We start from the raw sequence: 19,251 nt of genomic DNA on the forward strand, positions 1-19,251 counted from the left end.
GCATGCGTACGTGCCGGGCGGCAGCCGCCGGAAAGCTCACGGTGGTCCTGGCCACGCTCGTGCTCGCCGTCGCCGCCTGCGGCGGTGGGCCCACCCCGCGGGCCTGGGCCGCCTCGGTCTGCGAGGCGCTCACCCCCTGGCGGGCCGAGATCAGCAAGCTCACCAGCAGCACCGACCAGCAGATGACCGCGCAGACCACCCCGGCGCAGGCCAAGGAGAACCTGGTCCGGCTCTTCGCCGGTGCGGCGGACGCCAGCGAGACCGCCCGGCGCAGGGTCGCCGACGCCGGTGTCCCGGAGACCGAGCACGGCGAGGAGATCTCCAAGGGGTTCCAGAGCACCCTGGAGAAGGTCCGGGACGCGTACGGCCGGGCCCGCGACGCCATCGACGGGCTCGGCACCGGCGAGGCCAGCACCTTCTACGACGGCGTCAAGGCCACGGTCGAGACGCTCACCAAGGATTACGACGCGAGCGCGCTGGACACCAGCCGGCTCAACGATCAAGAGCTCAAACAGGCCTTCGCCGAGGTTCCGGAGTGTCGCTGACCCCTCCCGACTCACCCCCCGAACCGGTGCGCCAGCTCTCGCTGTTCGGCACCGAGGCGGCGGACCCGTCCGTCGCCGATCTGGCCGGCCTGCTCGCCGGCCCCGGCGAGGTGGGCCGGATGGGGCGTACCGCCCGACTGTCGATCGTGGTGGACGCCGCCTGGCGGGTGCACGTGCTCGTCGCCGAGCTGGGGTCGCGAGGGCTGGCCGCGAGCTGGGAGGCGACCGAGGACCAGCGGTACGCCGTGCGCACCTCGTACGCGCGGACCCTCGCGCCGCTGGCGACGGCCTGGCTGGCCGACGCGGGCCGCAAGCGCCCGCCCGCGCATTTCCATCTCAACGGTCGGCGGTTGCGGCTCTGGCTGGCCGCCGCCGGCCGGTCCGACCCCGCGGGGTTCCTGCTCGGGCTCGGCCCGGCTGACCAGGAGTGGTGGCCGACGGTGCGGGCGGCGCTCGCCGCCGTGGGCCTGCCGACGGCGGTGTCGGAACCCGACGACGGTGCGCCGGCCTTCCGGATCGCCGGCCGTCGGCGGCTGACCCGGCTGGCCGAGCTGGTCGGCGAGCGGCCGTCGGCCGCCCCGCCGGAGGCCTGGCCGACCCCGACCTGACCGCCGGCTCAAGCACGTGTGCAAGATCGACTCCAGGCCGGCGAGGTGGCGGCATCAGGGCCACCGGGACACCGCCGTCTCGCCGTAACGGAGTCGATCAAGCCGGGTCGGGCGGGCGCGGCGACGAGGTGTCCGATCGGGGACAGCCGGGCGGCGTCTCGGCTGGTAAAACGGCTCGGTGACCCTCGGCCGAGGGTCCGCCATCGTCACAGTGGCCCGCCTCCGGCCCTACCCACGGTGTACGGTGGCGCCGTCCGGCCCGTTGAAGCCCGCGCGGTGCCGTGGCGCCCGCCGCGCGGAGGCTGTTTGCCGCCCGCGAAACCCGAAACCCCGGCGGCGCGTTACGTTGGACATCCGGACCGCCGGTGGTCCGGTGGGGTGCAACAGGGCCCGAATCGGGCATTGAGCAGGAGTGAGGTCGGGGAGAGACGTGCCGAGCAACGCTGGAACCACCCGTCTGGTCATCGTCGAGTCACCGGCGAAGGCCAAGACGATCTCGGGCTACCTCGGCCCGGGATACGTCGTGGAGGCCAGCTTCGGCCACGTCCGGGACCTCCCGCGCAACGCCGCCGACGTGCCCGCCAAGTACAAGGGCGAGGCGTGGGCCCGGCTCGGGGTGGACGTCGACAACGGCTTCCAGGCCCTCTACGTCGTCTCCGCCGACCGTAAGCAGCAGATCAGCAAGCTGGTGAAGCTGGCCAAGGAGGTCGACGAGATCTTCCTGGCGACGGACGAGGACCGCGAGGGCGAGGCGATCGCCTGGCACCTGGTGGAGACGCTCAAGCCCAAGGTGCCGGTCAAGCGGATGGTCTTCCACGAGATCACCAAGCCGGCGATCCAGGCGGCGGTGGCCAACCCCCGCGAGATCGACCGCGACCTGGTCGACGCCCAGGAGGCGCGCCGCATCCTCGACCGGCTGTACGGCTACGAGGTCTCGCCGGTGCTGTGGAAGAAGGTCATGCCGAAGCTCTCGGCGGGCCGGGTGCAGTCCGTGGCGACCCGGATCGTGGTCGAGCGGGAGCGCCAGCGGATGGCCTTCCGCACCGCCGAGTACTGGGACATCCTGGCCACCCTGGCCGTGGAAAAGGCCGGCGAGGGCCCGCGCACCTTCAACGCCACCCTGGTCGCGCTGAACGGCGACCGGATCGCCACCGGCAAGGACTTCGAGCCCACCACGGGTCGGGTCCGGGCCGGCGCCGGCGTGGTGCACCTCGACGAGGGCGGCGCCCGGGGCCTGGCGGCCCGCCTCGACGGGCGGCCGTTCACCGTCACCCGGGTCGAGGAGAAGCCCTACCGCCGCCGCCCGTACGCGCCGTTCATCACCTCCACGCTCCAGCAGGAGGCGGCCCGCAAGCTGCGGTTGTCGTCGCAGCAGACGATGCGCACCGCGCAGCGCCTCTACGAGAACGGCTACATCACTTACATGCGTACCGACTCGGTGAACCTGTCGGAGACCGCCATCTCGGCGGCCCGCCGGCAGATCGTCGAGCTGTACGGCGAGCGCAGCGTGCCGCCGGAGCCGCGCCGCTACACCGGCAAGGTGAAGAACGCGCAGGAGGCGCACGAGGCGATCCGCCCGGCGGGGGACAACTTCCGTACCCCGGGCGAGGTGGCCAAGGAGCTGTCGGCCGAGGAGTTCAAGCTCTACGAGCTGATCTGGCGGCGCACCATCGCCTCGCAGATGACCGACGCGGTCGGCTCCAGCGTCTCGGTGCGCATCCGCGCCGTCTCCTCCGCGCAGGAGGAGGCCGACTTCGGCGCGACCGGCAAGACCATCACCGACCCGGGCTTCCTGCGGGCGTACGTCGAGTCGAGCGACGACGAGAACGCCGAGGCCGAGGACGCCGAGCGCCGGCTGCCCACCCTGGTCAAGGACCAGCCGCTGACCGCCGACGAGCTGGCCGCGCAGGGCCACCACACCCAGCCGCCGTCGCGCTACACCGAGGCGTCGCTGGTCAAGGCGCTGGAAGAGCTGGGCATCGGCCGTCCGTCGACGTACGCGTCGATCATGCAGACCATCCAGGACCGCGGGTACGTCTTCAAGCGCGGCCAGGCGATGATCCCGTCCTTCCTGGCGTTCGCGGTGATCGGGCTGCTGGAGCGGCACTACCCGCGCCTGATCGACTACGACTTCACCGCCAGCATGGAGAACGAGCTGGACGAGATCGCCGGCGGTGACCACGCGGCGGTCGACTTCCTCACCTCCTTCTACTTCGGCAGCGCCAACGGCACCGGCGACCAGGCCATCGCCCACGCGGGCGGGCTGAAGAAGCTGGTCACCGAGAACATCACCGACATCGACGCGCGCAGCGTCAACTCGATCCCGCTCTTCACCGACGACGAGGGCCGCGAGGTCGTCGTCCGGGTCGGCCGGTTCGGGCCGTACCTGCAGCGGGCGGTGCCGGGCGAGCAGCCCGCGCCGAAGGCGGAGGGCGAGGAGGGCGGCGCCCCGGGCGACCGGGCACCGATCCCCGAGGGGCTGGCGCCCGACGAGCTGACCCCGGAGAAGGTGCACGAGCTGTTCCTCGGCGGCGGGGGCGAGCGCAAGCTCGGCGACGACCCGGCCACCGGCGAGCCGATCCTGCTCAAGTCCGGCCGGTTCGGCCCGTACGTGGCCAGCGGCGAGCGGAAGTCCTCGCTGCTGCGCTCGCAGACGCCGGACTCGCTCACCCTCGACGAGGCGTTGAAGCTGCTCAGCCTGCCCCGGCTGCTCGGCGTGGCCCCCGACGGGGTCGAGGTCTTCGCCAACAACGGCCGCTACGGCCCGTACGTCAAGCGCGGTGACGAGTTCCGTTCGCTGGACTCCGAAGACAAGATGTTCACCGTCACGCTGGACGAGGCGCTGGCGCTGCTGGCCGCCCCGAAGGCCCGCCAGCGTCGCGCCGCCGCGCCGCCGCTGCGGGAGATGGGCGTCGACCCGCTGACCGAGAAGCCGATGGTCATCAAGGACGGCCGGTTCGGGCCGTACGTGACCGACGGGGAGTTCAACGCGTCGCTGCGCCGGGGCCAGACCCCGGAGGAGCTGACCATCGAGCAGGCCTCCGAGATGCTGGCCGAGAAGCGGGCGAAGGGTCCGGCGCCGAAGAAGAAGGCGGCCGCCAAGAAGGCCCCGGCCAAGAAGGCGACGGCGGCGAAGAAGACCGCCGCAGCCAAGTCGACCGCGGCCAAGAAGACCACCACCGCCAAGGCGACGGCGGCCAAGAAGGCCCCGGCGAAGAAGGCCGCCCCGAAGAAGGCGGCCAGCACCGCCGAGTGACGGACCCCGGGCGCCTCGGCGCCCGGGGAACACTCAGCCGAGGATCCGGTCCAGGTGCGGGTTGGTGAAGAGCCGGTCCGGGTCCAGCCGGTCGCGGACCGCCAGGAAGTCGGCGAAGCGGGGGTACGCCGTGGCGAGTGACGCCGCGTCCCGGTAGTGCAGCTTGCCCCAGTGCGGCCGGCCGCCGAGGTCGGTCGCCACCTGCTCGAAGGCCCGGAAGTACGGCTCGTACGGCATGCCGACGTACTGGTGGATCGCCACGTACGCGGACTCCCGGCCGTAGCCGTGCGACAGCCAGATGTCGTCGGCGGCGGTGAACCGCACCTCGACCGGGAAGAGCACCTTGAACGGCAGCCCGTCGACGATCCGCCGGAGCGCGTCGAGCGCGGTCGGCAGGGCGGCGCGCGGCAGGGCGTACTCCATCTCCACGAAGCGGACTCGGCGCGGGGTGCAGAAGACCGTGTCGGAGCGGCCGGTGTAGGTGCGTTCGGTGAGCGCCCGGGCGGAGACCGCGCTGATGGTCGGGGCCAGCGCCGGCACGGCGCGGCCCAGCCGGCAGGCCCCGGCGAAGACGGTGTTGGCGAGGAGGTCGTCGTCCAGCCAGCCGCGCCACCGGGGCAGCGGCCGGTCGTCGGCGGGCACCCGGTCGTTGGTCTTGACCTGCACCCGCGCGGTGTACGGGAACCAGTAGAACTCGATGTGGTCGTGCGCGTCGATCAGCGTCGGCAGCTCGGCGAGCACCGAGTCCAGCGGCGCCGGGCGCTCGTGGGCGCGCAGCACGAAGGCGTCGACGCAGCGCAGGGTCACCTCGACCAGCACGCCGAGTGCGCCCAGCCCGACGCGGGCGGCGGCGAAGACGTCCGGCTGCTCGTCGGCGGAGCAGCGCAGCACCTCGCCGGTGCCGGTGACCAGGGTCAGCGCCGTGACGAAGGTGGACAGGCAGCCGTATCCTGCTCCGGTGCCGTGGGTGCCGGTGGAGATCGCGCCGGCGACGGTCTGGGCGTCGATGTCGCCGAGGTTGGGCAGCGCGAGCCCGTGCCGGGCGAGCAGCGCGTTGAGCGTGTGCAGGGTCATTCCGGCGGGCACGGTGACCAGGCGTCGGTCCCGGTCGACCCGGACGTCGGTCGCCAGGCTGGTCAACTCGATCCGCCGGCCGTCGGCCACGGCGATCGGGGTGAACGAGTGGCCGCTGCCGACCACCCGGATGCGTTCACCCGCGGCGGCGGCGTCCCGGACGGCCTCGGTGACGGCGTCCAGCGTGGCGGGGCGCAGGATGGCGGTGGCGGTGCTGTGCTGGTTGCCGGCCCAGTTGGACCATGCGGTGGCGGTACCGGCCATCGGCGCGCTCCTCGACATGAATATGAACTGACTTCATATCAGGAACGTTGTTCCTGGTAAATACCGCAATCGAGGTCCGCTCGTTGTACCGGTAGTCACGGACTCGTGACAACCAGATAGTTTCTTCCGTCGAAGGGGGGTGGCGCCGAGTGTCCACACCAGCCGCCACGACCGGGCCGCTGCGCCGCGTTCCGGTGCAGGGTCGAAGTGTCGCGCGGGTCCAGCGGATGTTGGACGCCTGTGCCGAACTCGTCGACGAAGTGGGGTACGAGGGACTGACCACCACGCTGCTCGCCGAACGTGCCGAGGTGGCGATCGGGTCGGTCTACCAGTTCTTTCCGGACAAGCGGGCGATCGTGCAGGCGCTGACCCTGCGCACGATGGAGTCCTACCTGCAGCGGCTCGACGAGCGGTTCGCCTCGGACGACCTGACCCACTGGTGGGACGGTGTCGACGCGGGGATCGACGAGTACATCACGATGCACCGGACGGTCCCGGGGTTCCGTACCCTGCACTTCGGCGACGTGGTCGACCTGCACCTGCTCGATGAGCAGCGGGACAACAACGGCGTGATCGCCGACCAGTTGGCCCGGGTGCTGACCGAGCGGTTCGGCATGACCGACGAACCGCGGCTGCGGTTCTGCCTGGAGATCGCCGTCGAGGCCGCGGACGCCCTGATCAAGCTGGCGTTCCGCCGCAAGCCCGAGGGCGACGAGCGGGTCCTCGCCGAGGCCAAGGCGCTGATCCGCGAGTACCTGCACCGCCACGTGGACGCCACCGAGGCGGTCCAACCCGGCTGACGGCCCCGGCCGGGCGGGCCCGGTCAGAGGAAGGCGTGTCCCTCGCCGCGGTAGGTGGGCACGGTGGCGACCACCTCGTCACCGCAGACCAGGTGCAACTCGTTGACGTGCTCGCAGAGCTCGCCCGCCTTGGCGTGCCGGAACCACACCCGGTCGCCGACCCGCAGCCCGGCCGCCGCGGCGCCGGCCAGCGGGGTCTGCACCTCACCGGCTCCCTCCGTGCCGACCAGCGCCAGCCCGGCCGGCAGCCAGGGCCGGGGCAGCCGGCTCCGCTCGGCCGGGCCGGAGGCGATCCAGCCGCCGCCGAGCACCGTTGCCAGCTGCGGAGTCGGCCGGCGGACCACGGCGCAGGCGAAGAACGCCGCCGGGGTCGGCTGCCAGGCGCGGTAGGCGTCGAACAGCGTCGGCCCGTACAGGCCCGATCCCGCGGTGACCTCGGTGACCGCGGGATCGGCGCTGGTGGCGGCGACGCTGCCGGTGCCGCCGCCGTTGACGAACTCCAGGTCGGCGTGTTCGCGTACCGCCGCGACCGCCGCGCCCCGGCGGGCCAGCAGTTCCCGGTACGACCCGCGCTGCGCCAGCCGGATCGCGGCGCCCATGACGGCCCGCCCCGGCGGCGCGTCGCCGAGGCCGGCGATCTGCGCCTCGTACGCCATCAGCCCGACCAGCCGGAAGCCCGGCCGGGCGGCGACGGCGGCGGCGAGCGCGCCGGCGGCCCGGGCGCTGTGCACCGGTGAGCGGCGCACGCCGACGTGCACCCGCCCGCCCAGCGGTCGCCAGGAGGCGTCCAGTTCGAGGCAGACCCGCAGCTCCGGCCGCCGGCCGGGGGCGCGGACCGCGTCGACCAGGTCGAGCTGCTCGGTGCCGTCGATCATCAGGGTGACCGCCGCGGCGAGCGCCGGGTCGGCGGCCAGCTCGGCGAGCGCCGCCCGCTCCGCTGTCGGATATGCGACCAGCGCGTCGTCGGTCACCCCGGAGCGGACCAGCCAGATCGCCTCGGACAGGGTGAACGCCATCACGCCGGCCCAGCCCGGCCGGCCCAGCACCCGGCTGGTCAGCTCACGGGAGCGGATCGACTTGCTGGCGGCGCGGACCGGCTTGCCGCCCGCCCGGTCGGCCAGCGCGGCGGCGTTGGCGTCGAAGGCCGTGAGGTCGACCACGGCGTACGGCGGGTCGAGGTGGGCGGTCGCCGAGTCGAGGCGCTCGCGCAGGGTGTCGCTGTCGATGGCCACGGGTGCACGCTAACTGTCCGGGATAGTAATGCGAAATACCCTCATGTACCGCCGGGCTGCGGTCGCTGGTCCTCGCGGCCTAGGCTCGGCGAGCAGGAGAATGTCGCCGGGGGGGAGGCCCCCCACCGGGACTAGAGTGTTGCACCGGGACTGCCCAGCGTTGGGCCGGCACGTGGAGGTACGGCCATCGAAAGCCAGAAGAACGGCGAGTCGCCCGGCGTGTCGACGCCCGGGGCGCAGTCCGGAGCAGCCCAGGCCGACCGGTCCGGCGCCGCCGCGATCCGCTCGGTGCTGCGCATCCGGCCGTTCCGTCGGCTCTGGATCGTGCTCGGCGCGGCCTCCTTCGGCGACTGGCTCGGCCTGCTCGCCACCTCCGTCTTCGCCGCCGCCCAGGTCTCCGGCAGCACCGCCAAGGGTGCCGCCTTCGGCACGCTGATCGCGGTCCGGCTGCTGCCGGCGCTGATCCTCGGGCCGGTGGCCGGCGTGCTCGCCGACCGCTTCGACCGGCGCTGGACGATGGTCATCTGCGACCTGCTGCGCTTCGTGCTCTTCGCCTCGATCCCGCTGCTCGCCCTCACCGGGGCCAGCGGTGCCGTGGTGGTCAGCTGGGCGGCGGTCGCCACCTTCCTGATCGAGACCATCACCCTGCTCTGGATCCCGGCCAAGGAGGCCGCGGTCCCCAACCTGATCCCGCGCGCCCGGCTGGAGAGCGCCAACCAGCTCACGCTGATCACCACGTACGGGCTGACCCCGGTGGCCGCCGCGATCGCCCTGGCGGTGCTCGACCGCAGCGTCCGCGCGGCGACCGGCGGCGAGATGCCGGGCTGGGCCGAGCCCGCCCAGCTCGCCCTCTGGTTCAACTCCTTCTCCCGGCTGGCCACCGCGCTGGTGGTGGCCTTCGGCATCAAGGAGATCAGCCAGGCGCAGGCCGGCGAGCGGGAGCGCACCGAGCAGAGCATGATGCGCCAGTTCACCGAGGGCTGGAAGTTCATCAAGCAGACCCCGCTGGTACGCGGCCTGGTGCTGGGCATCTTCGGCGCGTTCGCCGGCGGCGGCATCGTGATCGGCACGGCAAAGTTCTTCGCCGCCTCGCTCGGCGCCGGCGACGCCGCCTTCTACATGCTCTTCGGGGCGATCTTCATCGGCCTGGCCCTCGGCATCGGGCTCGGCCCGATGATCGTCCGGGACATGTCCCGCCGCCGCTGGTTCGGCATGAGCATCGTGCTGGCCAGCGCGTCCGTGCTGGTGCTCGCCTTCGCCATCCACCTGTCGATGGCCATGCTCGGCGCGATCCTGGTCGGCGCCGGGGCCGGGATGGCCTTCCTCGCCGGCACCACGCTGCTCGGCGGCGAGGTCGCCGACGAGGTACGCGGTCGGGTCTTCGCGGTGGTGCAGATCGGCACCCGGCTGGTGCTGATCCTGGCCATCGCGCTGAGCAGCCTCCTGGTCGGCGTCGGCGGCTCCCGCAAGCTCACCATCGCCGACCTCGGCGTCTCCGTCTCCTCCACCCGGCTGCTGCTGCTCGCGGCCGGTGCCGCCGGCATCTTCGCCGGGATCAGCGCGTTCGGGCAGATGGACGACAAGAAGGGCGTGCCGGTCCTCGCCGACCTCTGGGGCTCGATCCGGGGTCGCCCGCTGATGCCCGCCGAGCCGTTCGTCTCCTCCGGCCTCTTCGTGGTCTTCGAGGGCGGCGAGGGCGCCGGCAAGTCCACCCAGCTCGACACGCTCGCCGAGCGGCTGCGCGGGCAGGGCCGGGACGTGGTGGTCACCCGGGAGCCGGGCGCCACCGGGGTGGGCAAGCGGATCCGGTCGCTGGTGCTCGACAACGCCGGCGCCGAGGCGCCCTCGCCGCGCGCCGAGGCGCTGCTCTACGCCGCCGACCGGGCGCACCACGTCGCCACCGTGGTCCGTCCGGCGCTGGTCCGGGGCGCGGTGGTGATCAGCGACCGGTACGTCGACTCCTCCCTGGCCTACCAGGGCGCCGGCCGTACGCTGCCGGTCGAGGAGGTCTCCTGGCTCTCCTCGTGGGCCACCGGCGGGCTCAAGCCCGACCTGGTGGTGCTGCTCGACGTCGACCCGCGCACCGGCCTGTCCCGGGTGGAGTCCCGCAACCAGGGCACCGACCGGCTGGAGGCCGAGTCGCTCGCCTTCCACGAGCGGGTCCGGTACGCCTTCCTCGACCTCGCCGCCAACGACCCGAAGCGCTACCTGGTGCTGGACGCCGCCCGACCGGCCGAGGAGATCGCCGCCCTGGTCGCCCGCCGGGTCGAGGAGTTCCTGGTGGACCCGGCCGCCATCGTGCACCCGCGCCCCGCCCACGGGCCCGACACCTCGGTGCAGCCCGAGTTATCCGACGCGGAGCTGGTGACGATGGAGCACCGGACCTGATGCCGGACGTCTTCGCCGACCTGGTCGGCCAGGACGAGGCGGTCGCCACCCTGCGCCACGCCGCCGCGGCGGCCGCCGCCGTGCTGCGCGCCGCCCACCCGGCCGCCGTCGGATCGGGACAGGCCGAGGTCGAGGGACAGCCGGGGGTCGACCCGGGTGCGGGGATGACCCACGCCTGGATCTTCACCGGCCCACCCGGCTCCGGCCGGTCGGTGGCCGCGCGCGCCTTCGCCGCCGCGCTGCAGTGCGCGTACGGCACCGGCTGCGGCGAGTGCCCCGGCTGCCACACCACGATGACCGGCACCCACGCCGACGTGCGCCTGGTGGTGCCCGAGGGGCTCTCCATCGGGGTCGGCGAGATGCGCGCGCTGGTGCTCCGGGCGGCCAGCACGCCGTCCGGCGGGCGCTGGCAGATCGTGATCATCGAGGACGCCGACCGGCTCACCGAGGCCGCCGGCAACGCCCTGCTCAAGGCGATCGAGGAGCCACCGCCGCGGACCGTCTTCCTGCTCTGCGCCCCGTCCACCCACCCGGACGACGTGTCGGTGACCATCCGGTCGCGGTGCCGGGTCGTACCGCTGCGGCAGCCGCCGGCCGCCGCGGTGGCCGAGGTGCTGGTGCGCCGGGACGGCATCGCGCCCGACGTGGCGCAGTGGGCGGCGGCGGCCGCGCAGGGGCACGTCGGGCGGGCCCGGCGGCTGGCCCGCGACCCCGAGGCGCGGCAGCGCCGGGACGCGGTGCTGGCGGTGCCCCGCCGGCTGACCGGCGTCGGCGCCGCGCTCGACGCGGCGTCGGCCCTGATCGCCGCGGCCGAGGCGGAGGCCGAGGCGTCCGTGGCCGAGGCCGACGCGGCCGAACGGGCGGCGTTGCAGACCGCGCTCGGCGCGGGCGGCACCGGGCGGGGCGCGGCCGCCGCCATGCGCGGCGCCGCCGGGCAGCTCAAGGACCTGGAGAAGCGGCAGAAGTCCCGGGCCACCCGCGCCCAGCGGGACGCGCTGGACCGGGCCCTGGTCGACCTGGCCGGCTTCTACCGGGACGCGCTCACCATGGCGCTGCGCGCCCCGGTGGCCCCGGTGCACACCGACACCGCCGCGATGGCCGAGGCCGGCGCGCAGAAGTGGGACGCCGAGGGCGCCCTGCGGCGGTTGGAGGCCGTGCTGGAGTGCCGGGCGGCGATCGAGGCGAACGTCAAGCCCCGGATCGCGGTCGAGGCGATGATGCTCACCCTCTGGAAGGGCTAGGCCGCGGCCCGGTTTCCGCTGCCCACAGGCATCGACAGGTGTCGCGGGCGTGCGGTACGGTCCGGTGTGCCGTGGTGACGGTGAGGGCACGCAGGGTGATGGTCGGCCGGGGGGAGAACCGATGCCGCGCGAGATCGACGAGGCGTGGATCGAGGAGGCGGTGCGGCGTTACCGCCGGATCGAGTCCCTCCAGGCCGAGTTCGACCAGGCGGTCAACACCGTCGAGGTCACCGTCCGGTCGCCGGACGGGCTGGTCGAGGTGGTGGTGACCGCCGGCGGCCGGATCACCGACGTCCGCTTTCTCGGGCCGCTGCACTCGCGCCACCCGCGCGACGTCGCCGGCTCGGTGCAGGCCGCCGTCACCGCCGCGGCGGACGCCGCGCAGTGGGCCCGCGAAAAGCTGCACAACGAGACCTTCGCGGCGTACCGGCCGCTGGCGGGGGCCTGAGATGGACGCGCTGCGCGCCCTCGCCGCCCGCCTCGAGGAGGCGAGCGACACGCTGGCCGTGCTCGCCCGCACGGTGACCGCCACCGACCCGGCCCACCCGGCGTTCGGCGCGGACGCCCCGGGCCGCCCCGGCGAGGTCGGCCGGGCGCTGCACCGGCAGTGGACCGCCGCCACCGGCGACCGGGCCCGCGAGGCGGGGGCGGCCGCCGCCCGGCTCGCCGCCGCGGCCGCCGCCGTCCGCAGCGCCGCCGACCGCTACGCCCGCACCGACGACACGGCCGGCCGGCGGCTGTTCGGGGAACGCTGATGGACGCCCTGGACCGGCTCGCCGAGCCCGGCCTGGAGCTGCTGCGCCGGGTCGACCACCTGCTCGCCGCCGGCGCTCCCGAGGGCCACCAGCTCTGGCCGCTGCTGCGCCGGATGCAGGTGCTGCCCGGCGACGCGCTGCGCGCCTTCCTCGACCTGCACCCGGCGCCGCTGGCGACCGCCGGGCACGCCGTGCGCCGGCTGGTCCGGGGGTACGACGACGCGTGCGCCGCCCTCACCGATCCGGGCCTGTGGTCCGGCCCGGCCGCCGCCGCGTACGACGAGGCCCGCTCGGCGCTGCTGCGCCACCTGGACGAGGGGCCGGAGAGCCTGGTCGGGCGGATCGAGTCGACCGCCGGGTACGCCGACGCGCTCGCCCACTGGGTGGAGGGCAGCCGGCTGGCGGTGGCCCGGGTCCTCGCCGAGGTGCTCGGCTCCACCGAGGCGGTACGCGTCCTCGCCGCGACCGCGCCCGGCGGCGACTCCGCCAGCGGCACCGGCGCGGCGGCCGAGATCGCCACCAGGGTGCTCGCGGTGCTCGGGGTGGCGTACGACGGGGCGGAGACGCTGCTGCGCCAGTGGTCGCCGAGCCTGGCCGAGTCGACCTGGCGGGCGTCGACCGGCGGCCCGGTCCGCTACGACAGCACCACCCGGGTGGGTCGCTGACCGGGTGGTCCACGGCGCCGCGCGCGGCGCCCGGCCTGGACCGGGGCCCGGCGGCGGCGCCGTGGCCATTCCCTGCACCCCCCGCAGGTCTGCCTCCACTCAACGCCTCCACCCGGCGTTTGTCCCGCTCCGGGGCCCGATTCAGCCGTCCGGGCGAGGCGCAAGCGAACGAGTCGACGATCGTGGATGACTGCACGGGGTAACCACGTGGCGACGGGTGGCCGGGCCGGCGCCGGTCGTCCGTCGTAGGGTGGACCGCATGGGCATGCTCTGCGCGGTCAGCTTCAACCGGTACGGGCGCCTCTACTACCTCGACCCGGGTGAGCTGCGGCCGCAGGTCGGCGACCGGGTGCTGGTCCCGACCGACGACGGGCCCGAGGTGGCCGAGTGCGTCTGGGCGGCGCAGTGGGTGTCGGAGGAGACCGACGGCTTCCCGAAGCTGGCCGGGTTGGCCCAGGAGGAGGACCTGCGCCGCGACGAGCTGCTGCGCCGGCGCAAGGCCGAGGCGAAGGTGGCCGCCAAGCGGCTGATCCGGGAGCACGGACTGCCGATGAAGGTCGTCGCCGTGGACCACGTCCTCGGCGAGGGCGACGTCGGCGGCGACCGGACCACCGTCTACTTCACCGCCCCGCACCGGGTGGACTTCCGCTCCCTGGTCCGCGACCTGGGCGCGACCCTGCGCTGCCGGGTCGAGCTGCGCCAGCTCTCCGCCCGGGACTCGGCGCGGGTGCAGGGCGGCATCGGCTCCTGCGGTCGCGACCTGTGCTGCGCCACCTTCCTCAACGACTTCGAGCCGGTGACCATCCGGATGGCGAAGGACCAGGACCTGCCGCTCAATCCGCTGCGGATCTCCGGTGCCTGCGGCCGGCTGATGTGCTGCCTGAAGTACGAGCATCCTCTCTACGCCGAAAGCAGCAATTACCCCGTATCTGGCCAGCGGGTCGAGACGCCGGAGGGGACAGCAAAGGTCGTGTCCCGTCATCCCCCGAGCGGGACGGTCACTGTCCGGCAGATCTCCGACGGGTCTATGAAGCGATGCGCCCTGTCCGATGTCTGCGGATCGCGCCGAGCCTACGAGGACCGGCCCTCCATGTAGCGTGCGCTCGCCAAGTGGTACCCGGCAGCCTCATGCGACGAGATCACGCCAACCGGTCCGGCTGCCGTCCAGCGGACGTTGCTCGCCGAGATCGAGGATGCCGAGCGCCGGGCGGAACACGTTGAGGTGCCTCCGCTGGTGCGGAACCTGCTCGGACCCGACGTTGAGGAGAGGTGGGAGCGCCTGGCTATCGGCCAGCAGCGCGAGGTGGTGTCACTCCTGTTGTGGCTGTGGTTCGGACCTGTCCGCTGTCCACTCATCTTGACCGGATGCGGGAAGGTGCGGTGAGTTCGCGCTCTGCGGGCGCGTGGTTCGAAGTGCTCATGCGTCGGCGTAGTTCGTTCTGTACGTGCCGGGCCCCTACGACCACGCGGGCGTGAAGGCAGTCCTGATCAGCTCTGGCTGCCACGCCGGCTCGCCCTGCCGGCGCCGGCCCTTGCCGCGCGGTATCACCTTGATGAACTCGAAGGCGTCCCGCAGGATGGCGCGCTGTTCGCCGAGATCCAGCCGGTCGAACTCGTCGTAGGCTGCTTCCGCGTCGATCTCCTCGGCCCGGCCGTACGTGCCAGCCTTGGCTAGTTCGGCCTGGATCTCGGCCAGCTCTGCGCGGAGCGTCGCGGTACCGGCGACCAGCGAGGCACGGTCGATGAGCCCTGCAGTCCGGTCCTCGACCAGTTCGGCCATGAGCTGTGCGATCTCGCCCTCGCGCTGTACCAGGGGTGCCGGATCGATGGCGGGAGGCTGCGGGCGGAAGGTCACGCGCCCGGTGGCCTGCATCTGCTGGATCAGCCGGCGGACGATCTGCCCATCGGCGAAGTCGACGCCGATTGAGCAGTGCCCTCGCCCGAGGTCGGGCTGGCTGGGCCTGCCCTTGCAGGTGTAGATACTCTCGCCCTCCTTGCCCCGCCGGCTGGCCCCCATGGGGCCGTCGCAGACGGAGCAGGTGGCGATGCCAGAGAGGAGGTTGGCGAGCTTGCCCCAGGACGAGTCCGGCCGCTCCCGGTCGGCGAGCTTGCGTTCTACCGCGCGCCAGGTCGCCTCATCCACGATCGGCGACCACTTCGCGTCGCCCATGATCTCTCCGTACAGCGTCGACTTGGCCATGTTGCGCGGAGAGCGCAGCAGTGCCCGCACGGCTACGTTGGTCCACCGACCGGTCGGGTCGTAGTTCCGCTTGCGGGGTGCCCGCGGCCGGGCCATCTCGGAGCCTGGCGCTGAGGTCGTGAAGCCGGCATCATTCCACTCGCGGGCGATGGTTGTGAGCGCTTTGCCGTCGATCGCGTCGTGGTATGCCTTCCGAACGGCCGCCGCTTCGTCCTCGCGTAGCGTGCCGTCCAGTTCGTATCCGAAGGGTCGCCTGATCCACTGAGGCTTGCCCTCAGCCACCCGCTGATCGTTGGCCAGGATCTGCCGCTCGGCCTTCCGCTCTGTCTCGGCCGTCGCGACGGCCGCCAGGATCCGGGCGACCATCCGGCCGACGTCGGTGGTCAGGTCGATGTCACCGGTGGCGGTGGCCAGGCCGACACCCCGCTCCACCGCCAACTCGATCAGGGACTCCAGATCCTTCATCGAGCGGGTCACCCGCTCCAGATGCCAAGCCGCGATCAGGTCCGCCTCGCCAGCCTCGATCATCCGGACAACGTGCTGCCAGCCGGGGCGGTCGGCAAGGCGGGCAGTCGTGGCTGAGATCGTGTCATCGACTACGGCGACCACTTCCCACCCCCGGGCCAGCGCCAGCGCGCGGCATGCCTGTTCCTGGCGCTCCAAGCCGGCACCCTCGCCGGTCCGGTCCATGCTCATGCGCAGGTACAGCACGGCGCGCAGCGCGGTCGCAGTCGACGATGCGGCCTTCATGGCGCGGCGTCTGGCCGCGCTCTTGATGCGGGGGGCGTTGGGCATGCAGATCAAGGTAGAGAAAAATGCTGCCTCCAGTCAACAAAGGACCATCGCTCTACCAGCGGCTCCAGGAGTACGCCCCACCGGTCGTCAGTCAGGTCTCCACGCAGGAGGGCGACGCCTGACAACCACCTGCCCCGTCCTGCAACGGTGATCAGGAGGTTTGCGTCCGTCGTGGCCCGGATCGGGACGCAAACCTCTTGATCGACACCGTCAGCTGAGGGTGACCGGAGGTTCGGCCAGGCGGGGGGTGAGGGTGGTTTTCGGGGTGAGCCAGGAGGCGGTGGGGGATTGGTCGGGGTTCAACTGCCAGTCCCGGGACACCCGGTCGACCGCGATCGGGTAGATGATCAGCGAGCCGTCGGGGTCGATCCGCATCCGCAGGAACGACTTCGAGTCCTCGATGCCCTGGCCGGCGAAGAGCTCGTTGAGGTTCACCCCGAACGACCCCGCCACCAGCAGATACGCCGCCACCACCTGGCTGGACACCAGGCCGATCACCGGGCCGTAGACGACCGCCGCGGCGGCCGCCGGCAGCGGCCACGGCCAGTCGTAGAAGGGCAGCGCCAGCCAGGCCCAGGTGCCGGCGGCGGCGAGCCCCACCTGGGCCAGCCCGTGGCTCACCCCGAGGATCCAGTGCCGGACGTGCCGTTTCCCGCCGGCGCTCGGTGGCTTGGCGAAGAGGGCCGCCCCGAGCAGCGTCACCCCCAACATGATCACCAGCGGGACGCTGAACAGCCGCTGCTCGGTGCTGCCCGTCCGGTTCGCTGTCACCCCGGCCATGGCGAGCATGAGCAGCGTGTGCAGGGCCCCGAGCAGGGTGGTGAAACCCGGGTTGCGGAACGGCAGCCGGGGGAAGATCCCCCAGCCGTACCGCCGGGACCGGGCCGCGTCCGGGTAGCGGGCGGCCAGGTCGTACGGGCGGGTGGCGCTGGCCCGGCGGGACAGGGTGTCCTTCGGCGGCACCTCGATCCGCTCCGGGAGCTTGTGCGTCGGGTACAGGTACGCCCCGCCCCCGCCGCAGGTGATGAGTTGCCGCTCCGGGCCGGCGTACCGGGCGTAGTGGTGCAGGTCGCCGGAGATGAGCAGCCGCACGTGCGCGCCGGTGGGGGCGAGGATCGTCCGGATGAAGTAGTCGATCGAGTCGTACGCGGTGGGGTGGTCGACGGACTTGACCCACGTCGGCGCCGGCACCGCCAGGATGACCATGCTCTGCGGGCCCAGCCGCCGGGCCACCTCGTCGAAGTAGGCCAGCTGCGGGTCGTCCAGGTACGACCCGGACTGGTCGTCGAGGCCGAGCAGCCACCAGTCGGCCGGCAGCTCCACGGCGAAGTACGAGCGGGACTGCCCGGTGCCCCAGCCGCCGAAGTGCCGGTCCCGGGAGCGGACGAACAGGCGCAGGAAGGCGGTCAGGCCGTCGTACCAGTCGTGGTTGCCGGGCACGGCGAAGAGCGTCGGCCGCTCGGGCGGCGCCACCGGCAGCGCGGCCTGGTACGGCCCCTTGCACCGGTCCTCGTACGCCTCGTACGCGGCCGACGGGTAGACCTGGTCGCCCCCCATCACCAGGGTCTGGGCGCGGGGCAGCCGGTGCCCGTCCACCTCCAGCTCCCGCTGCGCGAGCAGGTACGCCACCGAGTAGGTGGCGTTGAAGCCGTCGCCCAGGTCGGCCACGTAGTCCAGCCAGAGCCCGCCGTCCGGCCCGACCTGCCGCGCGATCTTCGAATCCAGCGCGTTCTGCAGCTCCCGCTTGTCCAGGTACGCCCCGAAGAGCATCGCCAGCAGTGTCCGGATGCCGGTGCTGATCAGCAGGAACGGCGCCAGCCAGGGCACCGGCTTACGCGGGGTGAAGCCCAGCTCCACCGGGTCGAGACTGAGCGGCCGGCGGGCCGCCCGCTCGCCGGGGGCGTGCTCGGCGGGAACGTCGGACCCGGACGTGGGGTGATCGTCGGTCACCCGCCGGAGCGTAGCGCCGACGTGCCGGTACCGCTGTCCGGCGAACGACTGATCGCGTCCGATGTCCGGGTTCCCGGGTGGGGGAACCCCCTCGGCCGGTGGGCGGGCCGTGCCGTACACTTGACGATCGTTGCCGCCTTAGCTCAGTCGGCTAGAGCGACGCACTCGTAATGCGTAGGTCGACGGTTCGATTCCGTCAGGCGGCTCGGTACAGAAGCCCAGGTCAACGGCCTGGGCTTCGCCGTTTCCCGAGGTCGATCACACTGCCGCCAGCCGGGCCAGTCCTCAGATAGTCCTTGTCCCGTGCTGTGGCTGCGTCGTCCAGGCGGTTGGCGACCGCGTCCAGGTCGTCACCGAACAGCCCGGCGTACACGTCCAGGGTCATCGACGCCGAAGCGTGCCCGAGCATCCGCTGCACCGCCTTGACGGTGGAAAGACGCAGGCACATGGACGACCAGCGGATCAGCGCGGTTGTTTGACTCGACGCTGGCCGGCGGCGAGCTGGAGCACGAACACCATCTCAAGGTCGACGTAGCTCCGGGCACCTACCTGATCCGCACTGCCTACGTTGAGCCGAGGAGGGAACAGCACTGGTGCTGGTTCAACTGGCCGAGCATCCGCTGACAGCTTGAGCGCCACGTGGCCTAGCTAACCGTCACTGTCCGAGCTACACGTGGTTGCTTGCGGTCTTGACCAGCCGCGCGATCTTGAGCAGGTTCCAGGCCCGGTAGTAGGCGCCCTGGTCGTGGTGCCAGAGATCGGATCTGACGCGTCGTTGGAGCTCGGTCACGGTGGCGTCTACGAGTTGTCGCTGCTGTGGTGCCAAGTCACCGTCCGCCGACAGGACAGCGGTTACGAGGGTGCCGAGCGTGGCGGCGATCTCGTCAGATGTCGCCGTCAACGCGGGAAGGCCGTTACGGCTCCAATACCTCAGGGCGTATAGGGCTGCGGGCCTGGCTGCGCCGTACCAGATCCGCGGAAAACCGGTCGGGTTGACCTCGTTGATGGGAGGGATCCGTTGGCCGCGCTGCTTGGCCTGACGGCGCTCCCGGGCGTAGTCACGCATGTCGGCATGCCACCCGGAACGGCTTGCGATCAGGACGTCGAGCGCCCTCAGGAGGGCGGCCTCATCGCGCTGGTAGGGGCCGGCGATCTCTTCAAGGAAACCCAACGTCGCGTAAAAACCGATCGGACGGTAGAGCTGAACGCAGGACCGCAGCGCCGACACTCGCCGGCCATAGGGGAGTGACCTGTCGCGAACCTTCCGGGCGTAGTTGCCGAAACTCACCGACCGAGACTAGCCGCAGGCGTGAAGCATGTAGTGGTCGCGAGTGCCATGCATGCCCCGTGACGGGACAGGCGGCGGCGCGTGTGGCGGTGTGCCTAGGGCGTGTCCTGCCGATCATGAGCTCCGTGGATCGTCCGGGGCAGCGCCGACACCCAACCGGATGCCATAGTGCCGCGATGAAGGCAGACCT

17 protein-coding genes and 1 tRNA gene are annotated in these 19,251 nt (G+C 72.5%); 12 read left to right on the top strand and 6 right to left on the bottom strand.

What is annotated here, in order from left to right; all coding sequences use genetic code 11:
• Window positions 1-2: 2 nt before the first annotated feature.
• From M2302_RS30395 to topA, 3 genes are all read left to right on the top strand, one after another.
• Complete coding sequence (locus M2302_RS30395; protein WP_280841244.1) at window positions 3-545, top strand: hypothetical protein; 543 nt, start codon at window positions 3-5, stop codon at window positions 543-545.
• Window positions 536-1,153: a hypothetical protein gene (locus M2302_RS30400; RefSeq protein WP_280841245.1), complete on the top strand. Its 618-nt coding sequence runs from the start codon at window positions 536-538 to the stop codon at window positions 1,151-1,153. The genes M2302_RS30395 and M2302_RS30400 overlap by 10 nt, the downstream gene beginning before the upstream one ends.
• A 430-nt stretch (window positions 1,154-1,583) precedes the next feature.
• Window positions 1,584-4,409 carry a type I DNA topoisomerase gene (gene topA, locus M2302_RS30405; protein ID WP_280841246.1) on the top strand — a complete coding sequence of 942 codons (2,826 nt, stop codon included), beginning with the start codon at window positions 1,584-1,586 and terminating at the stop codon, window positions 4,407-4,409.
• 33 nt (window positions 4,410-4,442) lie between these two features.
• Here the strand turns inward: topA and M2302_RS30410 are convergent, their stop codons facing one another.
• The gene (locus tag M2302_RS30410) at window positions 4,443-5,747 is read right to left on the bottom strand and encodes a D-arabinono-1,4-lactone oxidase (protein ID WP_280841247.1); all 1,305 of its coding nucleotides are present in this window, start codon (window positions 5,745-5,747) and stop codon (window positions 4,443-4,445) included.
• A gap of 227 nt (window positions 5,748-5,974) precedes the next feature.
• Here M2302_RS30410 and M2302_RS30415 point away from each other — a divergent pair, with 227 nt between their 5' ends.
• Entirely contained in the window at window positions 5,975-6,547 is a 573-nt protein-coding gene (locus M2302_RS30415) for a TetR family transcriptional regulator (protein ID WP_088959222.1), read from the top strand.
• A 23-nt stretch (window positions 6,548-6,570) separates the two neighbouring features.
• Here M2302_RS30415 and M2302_RS30420 read toward each other — a convergent pair whose 3' ends face one another.
• Complete coding sequence (locus tag M2302_RS30420; RefSeq protein WP_280841248.1) at window positions 6,571-7,779, bottom strand: alanine racemase; 1,209 nt, start codon at window positions 7,777-7,779, stop codon at window positions 6,571-6,573.
• Window positions 7,780-8,067: 288 nt separating this feature from the next.
• On the opposite strand from M2302_RS30420, the gene tmk reads away from it, so the two are divergent.
• The 6 genes from tmk (at window position 8,068) to ricT (ending at window position 13,924) form a co-directional block, all read left to right on the top strand.
• Window positions 8,068-10,167: a dTMP kinase gene (gene tmk, locus M2302_RS30425; protein ID WP_280841261.1), complete on the top strand. Its 2,100-nt coding sequence runs from the start codon at window positions 8,068-8,070 to the stop codon at window positions 10,165-10,167.
• Window positions 10,167-11,408 carry a DNA polymerase III subunit delta' gene (locus tag M2302_RS30430; RefSeq protein WP_280841249.1) on the top strand — a complete coding sequence of 414 codons (1,242 nt, stop codon included), beginning with the start codon at window positions 10,167-10,169 and terminating at the stop codon, window positions 11,406-11,408. The genes tmk and M2302_RS30430 overlap by 1 nt, the downstream gene beginning before the upstream one ends.
• 121 nt (window positions 11,409-11,529) lie before the next feature.
• Entirely contained in the window at window positions 11,530-11,856 is a 327-nt protein-coding gene (locus tag M2302_RS30435) for a YbaB/EbfC family nucleoid-associated protein (RefSeq protein WP_088959218.1), read from the top strand.
• A 1-nt stretch (window position 11,857) separates the two neighbouring features.
• Complete coding sequence (locus M2302_RS30440) at window positions 11,858-12,163, top strand: hypothetical protein (protein ID WP_280841250.1); 306 nt, start codon at window positions 11,858-11,860, stop codon at window positions 12,161-12,163.
• On the top strand, window positions 12,163-12,828 hold the full coding sequence (locus M2302_RS30445; protein ID WP_280841251.1) for a hypothetical protein: 666 nt from the start codon (window positions 12,163-12,165) through the stop codon (window positions 12,826-12,828). Before M2302_RS30440 ends, M2302_RS30445 begins: the two co-directional genes overlap by 1 nt.
• A gap of 259 nt (window positions 12,829-13,087) precedes the next feature.
• Window positions 13,088-13,924 (top strand): regulatory iron-sulfur-containing complex subunit RicT, encoded by an 837-nt coding sequence (ricT, locus tag M2302_RS30450; protein ID WP_280841252.1) that lies wholly within the window; start codon window positions 13,088-13,090, stop codon window positions 13,922-13,924.
• 360 nt (window positions 13,925-14,284) lie between these two features.
• On the opposite strand, the gene M2302_RS30455 is transcribed toward ricT, so the two are convergent.
• Window positions 14,285-15,823, bottom strand: coding sequence for a recombinase family protein (locus M2302_RS30455; protein ID WP_280841253.1), 1,539 nt, complete (start codon window positions 15,821-15,823; stop codon window positions 14,285-14,287).
• A gap of 210 nt (window positions 15,824-16,033) precedes the next feature.
• Window positions 16,034-17,773 (bottom strand): metallophosphoesterase, encoded by a 1,740-nt coding sequence (locus M2302_RS30460; RefSeq protein ID WP_280841254.1) that lies wholly within the window; start codon window positions 17,771-17,773, stop codon window positions 16,034-16,036.
• A 132-nt stretch (window positions 17,774-17,905) separates the two neighbouring features.
• On the opposite strand from M2302_RS30460, the gene M2302_RS30465 reads away from it, so the two are divergent.
• Window positions 17,906-17,979, top strand: a tRNA-Thr gene (locus M2302_RS30465).
• Window positions 17,980-17,996: 17 nt separating this feature from the next.
• Here M2302_RS30465 and M2302_RS30470 read toward each other — a convergent pair.
• Complete coding sequence (locus M2302_RS30470; RefSeq protein ID WP_280841255.1) at window positions 17,997-18,221, bottom strand: hypothetical protein; 225 nt, start codon at window positions 18,219-18,221, stop codon at window positions 17,997-17,999.
• Between the two features lie 23 nt (window positions 18,222-18,244).
• On the opposite strand from M2302_RS30470, the gene M2302_RS30475 reads away from it, so the two are divergent.
• Window positions 18,245-18,397, top strand: a complete 153-nt coding sequence (locus M2302_RS30475; protein ID WP_280841256.1) for a hypothetical protein — start codon at window positions 18,245-18,247, stop codon at window positions 18,395-18,397.
• 43 nt (window positions 18,398-18,440) lie between these two features.
• On the opposite strand, the gene M2302_RS30480 is transcribed toward M2302_RS30475, so the two are convergent.
• Window positions 18,441-19,061: a hypothetical protein gene (locus tag M2302_RS30480; RefSeq protein WP_280841257.1), complete on the bottom strand. Its 621-nt coding sequence runs from the start codon at window positions 19,059-19,061 to the stop codon at window positions 18,441-18,443.
• Window positions 19,062-19,251: the final 190 nt, after the last annotated feature.

Origin of the sequence: Micromonospora sp. A200, assembly GCF_029893845.1 — a bacterium.
Taxonomy (GTDB): domain Bacteria; phylum Actinomycetota; class Actinomycetes; order Mycobacteriales; family Micromonosporaceae; genus Micromonospora; species Micromonospora purpureochromogenes.